Annotated in this window: 6 protein-coding genes; 3 read left to right on the top strand and 3 right to left on the bottom strand. The window is 74.5% G+C overall.

Annotated features, from left to right (window positions below; genetic code table 11):
- Nucleotides 1-149: 149 nt before the first annotated feature.
- Nucleotides 150-1,118: a PLP-dependent cysteine synthase family protein gene (locus ACFV6I_RS37025; RefSeq protein ID WP_063349213.1), complete on the top strand. Its 969-nt coding sequence runs from the start codon at nucleotides 150-152 to the stop codon at nucleotides 1,116-1,118.
- Between the two features lie 46 nt (nucleotides 1,119-1,164).
- Here ACFV6I_RS37025 and ACFV6I_RS37020 read toward each other — a convergent pair whose 3' ends face one another.
- Nucleotides 1,165-1,635, bottom strand: coding sequence for a type II toxin-antitoxin system PemK/MazF family toxin (locus ACFV6I_RS37020; RefSeq protein ID WP_363370274.1), 471 nt, complete (start codon nucleotides 1,633-1,635; stop codon nucleotides 1,165-1,167).
- A 186-nt stretch (nucleotides 1,636-1,821) separates the two neighbouring features.
- Between ACFV6I_RS37020 and ACFV6I_RS37015 the strand changes: the two genes are divergently transcribed.
- Nucleotides 1,822-2,013 (top strand): MerR family transcriptional regulator, encoded by a 192-nt coding sequence (locus ACFV6I_RS37015; RefSeq protein WP_208869099.1) that lies wholly within the window; start codon nucleotides 1,822-1,824, stop codon nucleotides 2,011-2,013.
- A 199-nt stretch (nucleotides 2,014-2,212) separates the two neighbouring features.
- On the top strand, nucleotides 2,213-2,959 hold the full coding sequence (locus ACFV6I_RS37010; protein ID WP_350881195.1) for an MBL fold metallo-hydrolase: 747 nt from the start codon (nucleotides 2,213-2,215) through the stop codon (nucleotides 2,957-2,959).
- 40 nt (nucleotides 2,960-2,999) lie between these two features.
- On the opposite strand, the gene ACFV6I_RS37005 is transcribed toward ACFV6I_RS37010, so the two are convergent.
- Nucleotides 3,000-4,286 (bottom strand): LLM class flavin-dependent oxidoreductase, encoded by a 1,287-nt coding sequence (locus tag ACFV6I_RS37005; RefSeq protein ID WP_380430433.1) that lies wholly within the window; start codon nucleotides 4,284-4,286, stop codon nucleotides 3,000-3,002.
- Nucleotides 4,283-5,344, bottom strand: a complete 1,062-nt coding sequence (locus ACFV6I_RS37000; protein ID WP_380430430.1) for an LLM class flavin-dependent oxidoreductase — start codon at nucleotides 5,342-5,344, stop codon at nucleotides 4,283-4,285. Before ACFV6I_RS37000 ends, ACFV6I_RS37005 begins: the two co-directional genes overlap by 4 nt.
- Nucleotides 5,345-5,684: the final 340 nt, after the last annotated feature.

Here is a 5,684-nt window from a genome sequence, read left to right as displayed (position 1 = left end):
AGAGCCCGCCCTCGCGGTCTCGCGCTCGGCATCACCCCGCGGCCCGGCGGGGCCGGCGCCGGCGGTGCGCACCCCCCCCCCCGCGCCCCGCCGGGGGGCGGGGGGGGCCCGCCCTTCCGCACCCTCACCGCCGTGGCCGGAGGCCTCCCTTGCGTTACGACAGCCCGCTCGAAGCCGTCGGCAACACCCCGCTGGTCCGCCTGCCGCGGCTGTCCGCGGCCGTCCCCGGCAACACCGACGGACAGGTGACGCTCTGGGCCAAGCTGGAGGACCGCAACCCCACCGGCTCGATCAAGGACCGTCCGGCGCTGCACATGATCGAGCGCGCCGAGGCCGACGGCCGGCTCACCCCCGGCTGCACCATCCTGGAACCCACCAGCGGCAACACCGGCATCTCGCTCGCCATGGCCGCCAAGCTCAAGGGCTACCGGATGGTCTGCGTGATGCCCGAGAACACCAGCGAGGAACGGCGCGAACTGCTCCGCATGTGGGGCGCCGAGATCATCCCCTCGCCGGCCGCCGGCGGCTCCAACACCGCCGTCCGGATCGCCAAGGAGATCGCCGCCGAGCACCCGGACTGGGTCATGCTCTACCAGTACGGCAACCCCGACAACGCGGGCGCCCACTACGCCACCACCGGCCCCGAGATCCTCGCCGACCTGCCGACCGTCACCCACTTCGTGGCCGGCCTCGGCACCACCGGCACCCTGATGGGCGTCGGCCGCTACCTGCGCGAGAAGGTCCCCGGCGTGCGGATCGTCGCCGCCGAACCCCGCTACGACGACCTCGTGTACGGGCTGCGCAACCTCGACGAGGGCTTCGTCCCCGAGCTGTACGACGCCGCGGTGCTCACCACCCGCTTCTCGGTCGGCTCCGCGGACGCCGTCCGCCGCACCCGCGAACTCCTCCAGCAGGAGGGCATCTTCGCGGGCGTCTCGACCGGCGCGATCCTGCACGCCGCGCTCGGCGTCGGTCGCAAGGCCGCGGCGGCCGGGGAGCGCGCCGACATCGTGTTCGTGGTCGCCGACGGCGGCTGGAAGTACCTGTCCACCGGCATCTACACCGCGGAGACCACCGAGGCGGCCGTCGAGGCGCTGCAGGGGCAGCTCTGGGCCTGAGAAAAAGCCCTAGCGGTGCCGGACGGCCGGCTTCAGACCTGAGGCCCTAGCCGCGTTGCAGGGCCTGCTGCGCGCGGGACCAGACCTGCCGGTCCACCGTGCCGGCCCGGCGGCGGAAGGCCGACAGCGGCACCTCGCGCAGCTCGTCGGTCTCCAGCCAGCTGGTGCGGCCCTGCCGGTCGCCCACCGAAGCGGGCGGCAGCGGCAGCACGCCCGGGCGTTCGGCGTGGTGCTTGCTGGTGATCTTCGCGACGGTGGCGGTGCGGCCGTGCACCCGCAGCACCAGGCACGGGCGGTCCTTCGACCCCGGGCCGTCCTCGAACGGGACCTCCGCCCACCAGATCTCCTGCGGCTGCGGCCCCGGGCGGCCCTTGGCCGCCGGGCGCGGGCGCGGAGCCGTCGGCCCGGCCGGTCGCGGTGCCGGGCGGGTGCGCCGGACCAGCGCCCGCACGACGGCGGCCAGCAGTGCGACGCCCGCCACCGCCAGGACCACCCAGACCCCGGTCGAACTGTTCATGGCGCGAACCGTACCGGGCCCATGGCGGCCCCCACCACCGTGAGTGCCGGGACGGCCGGGCATTTGTCCGCAGCGTGCTCCCGGTTCGTCACGGAATGACCACGGTGCCCGTTCTGTGGTGAAGAGTCGCCAACGCCCGGACAGGCTGCCTCACGTACGCCCGCCCCGCCCCTCCGGAGGTGCCTCGTGGGGAGAAGCTCCGAGCTGTGGTCCTACGCCGAGATCGCCCGCCACATCAACGTGCAGGCCGAGACCGTCCGCAACTACCGGCGGCACGGTCTGCTGCCCGCCCCGGACGTCCTCGACGGCAGCGGCCACCCCCGCTGGTACCCCGACACGATCAAGGCCTGGGCCCGCAACCGCCCCCGCCACCGCTGACCCGACGGCACCCGAACGGACGGCACCGCCCCCGCCCCGGCGTTCTGGTGATTCCAGCCACAGCCCGGCACGGGGACGGGGGCAAAGTGCCGCTCCGCCCTTACTCTCGACACGCGAAGCAGTGCTACCGGCCGGTTTCACCGGCCCGGCCTGCCGTTTTCCAGCAGCAGCCAGGACGTGTCGGGGCGGAGGGGCTCGGATGAAACTGACCGTGGTGGGGTGCTCGGGGAGCTTCCCGTCCGCCGAATCGCCCTGCTCCAGCTACCTCGTCGAGGCCGACGGCTACCGCGTCGTGCTCGACCTCGGCAACGGCGCCCTCGGCGCCCTGCAGAAGTACGTGGACATCTACGAGGTCGACGCCGTCCTGCTCAGCCACCTGCACGCCGACCACTGCGTCGACCTGTGCGCCTACTGGGTCGCCCGCAACTACCGCGCCGAGGGCTGCCCCGACCCGATGCCCGTCTACGGCCCGGCCGGCACCGCCGAACGGCTCGCCCGCGCCTACGACATGCCGGAGAACCCGGGGATGAAGGAGGTCTTCGACTTCCACACCCTCACCCCCGGGGCCTTCGACCTCGGCCCGTTCCGGATCGAGGTCGCCCAGGTCAACCACCCCGTCGACGCCTTCGCCTTCCGCCTCGAACACGACGGCCGCGCGCTCGTCTACTCCGGCGACACCGGCGAGAGCGCCGAACTCGTCGAACTCGCCCGCGACGCCGACCTCTTCCTCTGCGAGGCCGCCTACATCGACGGCCGGGACACCTACCAGGCCGTCCACCTCAACGGCCGGGAAGCCGGCGAGCACGCCGCCGCCGCCCACGTCCGCCGGCTCGTCCTGACCCACATCCCCCCGTGGACCGACGCCGAGCACAACCGCCGCGACGCCGCCGCCGCGTACCCGGGCCCCGTCGAGGTCGCCCGGGCCGGTGCGGTGTACCGGATCTGAGCGGGCGCTGACCGGCCCGGGCGTCTCGGCGTCGGCCGTCTCAGGGTCGGCCGGGGAGCGGCAGGCCGAGGTGGTCGCGCAGGGTCGTCCCGCTGTAGTCGGTGCGGAACACCCCGCGTTCCTGGAGCAGCGGCACCACGCGGTCGACGAACGCGTCCAGGCCGCCCGGGGTCAGGTGGGGGACGAGGATGAAGCCGTCGGCCGCGTCGTTCTGCACGAAGAAGTCGATCCGCTCGGCGACCGTCGCGGGGGAGCCGATGAAGGACTGCCGGCCCGTCACCTCGATCACCAGCTCGCGGCTGGTGAGCTTCTTCTCGGCGGCCAGGGCCCGCCAGCGGGCGGCGACGGCCAGTGGGTCGCCGATCCGGACCCGGCCCTGGGCCAGGGCGCTGTCCGGGTCGGGGTCGACGGCGGGCAGCGGACCGTCCGGGTCGTGGTCGGACAGGTCGATGCCCCAGACCTGTTCCAGAAAGGCGATCGTGGTCTGCGGCCCGACCTGGGCCCGGCGGACCTCGGCGGCGAGTTCGGCGGCCTCGGCGTCGGTGTCGCCGAGGGCGAAGGTGACGCCGGGCATGATCTTCAGCTCGTCCGGCTTGCGGCCGTACGCGGCGAGCCGGTGCTTGACGTCCGCGTGGAAGGCCTGGCCGTCGGCGAGGGTGGAGTGCCGGCTGAAGACGACGTCGGCGGTCGCGGCGGCGAACTCCCGGCCCTCGTCGGAGTCCCCGGCCTGGATGACCACCGGGTGGCCCTGCGGTGGGCGGGGCAGCGAGAGCCGCCCCTCGGCCTCGAACTGCGGGCCGCGGTGCCGGACGGTCTTCGCTCCGCCGTCCCAGAACTCCCGGGCGAGCTGCACGAATTCGGCGGCCCGGGTGTAGCGGTCGGCGCGGTCGAGGTAGCCGCCGCGGCGGAAGTTCTCCCCGGTGAAGGCGTCCGAGGAGGTGACCACGTTCCAGGCCGCGCGCCCGCCGGAGAGGTGGTCCAACGAGGCGAAGCGGCGGGCCAGTTCGTACGGTTCGTTGAAGGTGGCGTTGACGGTGCCGGCCAGCCCGAGGCGGGTGGTGACGGCGGCCAGCGCGTTCAGCACGGTGATCGACTCGGGGCGGCCGACCACGTCCAGGTCGTGGATGCGGCCCTTGTTCTCGCGCAGCCGCAGGCCCTCGGCGAGGAAGAAGAAGTCGAACTTCCCGCGCTCGGCGGTCTCGGCGAGGTGGCGGAAGGAGTCGAACTCGATGTGGCTGCCGGAGTCCGGGTCGCTCCACACCGTGGTGTTGTTGACGCCGGGGAAGTGCGCGGCGAGGTGGATCTGCTTGAGCGGGCGGTCCGTCATCGGGTCACCTCGGCGAGAGCGGCAGCGGACGGGATGGTGGACGGGGTGTTGGTGGCGGCGGCGGTGGCGTAGCGGCTGGCCGGGCGGGCCAGGCCGAGGTGGTCGCGCAGGGTGCGGCCAGCCGCGTACCCGGCGCGGAACAGCCCCTGGGCGCGCAGCACCGGGACGACCCGTTCGGCGAGGGCGGCCAGGTCCCGTTCGGGCTCGGCGGGGACGAGGTGGAAGCCGTCGACGCCGGTGCCGATCGCGGCGAGGTCGGCGAGCAGGCGGTCGGCCGCGGCGTCGTCGGGCAGGGCGGCGTCGGTCCGGGCGAGGATGCGCAGGTGCTCGCCGGCGCGCAGCCGCAGTTCGGTGGCGGCCGCCAGCCGGGCGGCGTGGTCGGGGGCGTCCAGCAGCACGACGTCGGCGTACCGGATCGCCGTCGCGACCCGGGCGCGCCCGCCGGGGGAGGCGTACGGGGCGAGGTCGACGGCGGCCACCGGGACGGCGACGACCGGGCGGCCCTGCGGTGGGCGCGGGGTGATCGACGGTCCGCGGACGGAGAAGTGCGGACCCTCGAAGTCGACGTAGTGCAGCTTGTCGCGGTCGACGAACCGCCCGGTGGCGGTGTCGCGGATCTCCGCGTCGTCCTCCCAGCTATCCCAGAGCCGGGCGGCGACCTCGACGGCGTCGGCGGCCTCGGCCCAGAGCGCGTCCGCGGGGGCGGTCGGGCGGCGGCCGAAGGCCTTGGCCTCGGCCTCGGTGGCGGAGACGCCGACCAGCCAGCCGGCCCGGCCCCGGCTCACCCAGTCCAGGGTGTTGACCGCGATCGAGGTGTGGAACGGCTCGGTGTGGGTGGTGGTGACGGTGGGCACCAGCCCGACCCGCTCGGTCAGCGGGGCGATCCGGGCGAAGGTGGCGAGGGCGTCGGGGCGGCGCGGTTCGGGGGTGAAGGAGTCGTCGAGGGTGACGAAGTCGAGGGTGGCCCGCTCGGCGAGGCGGGCGAGGGCGGCGTAGTGCCCGGCGTCGACGTGGCCGGGGCTGTCCAGGGCGGCGGAGAGGTGCAGTTGGCGGGGCATGCTGAGGCCTGACTTTCCTCGTGCGGACGCGTGCGGGCGACGCCGGCGAACGCGCACAGGGTGTGTGCGGGTGCGTACGGCCGCGCGCGGGTGCGCGGTGACGGTCCGGAGGCGGGCGGGGCCCGTGCGGGCGGGAGGGGAGGAACGGCGCCGGGCGGGAGGTCAGCCGGGCGGCGGGGGGAACGGTCGGCTCAGCCGCGACACGCCGCGGACCACACGCGACCGAAGTCGATGTGGCTGCGGGTCACCAGCGGGCAGGACGCGTTCACGGCTTCAGTTGACCAGTGCCTCCGCCGGTTCGTCAACCGCCGTTCCCGCCGCCCCGGGGCGGGACACGCAA

The organism is Kitasatospora sp. NPDC059803, assembly GCF_042732255.1.
Taxonomy (GTDB): domain Bacteria; phylum Actinomycetota; class Actinomycetes; order Streptomycetales; family Streptomycetaceae; genus Kitasatospora.
Note: the sequence above shows the minus strand (reverse complement) of the source record. Positions and strands in the feature narration are given on the sequence as shown.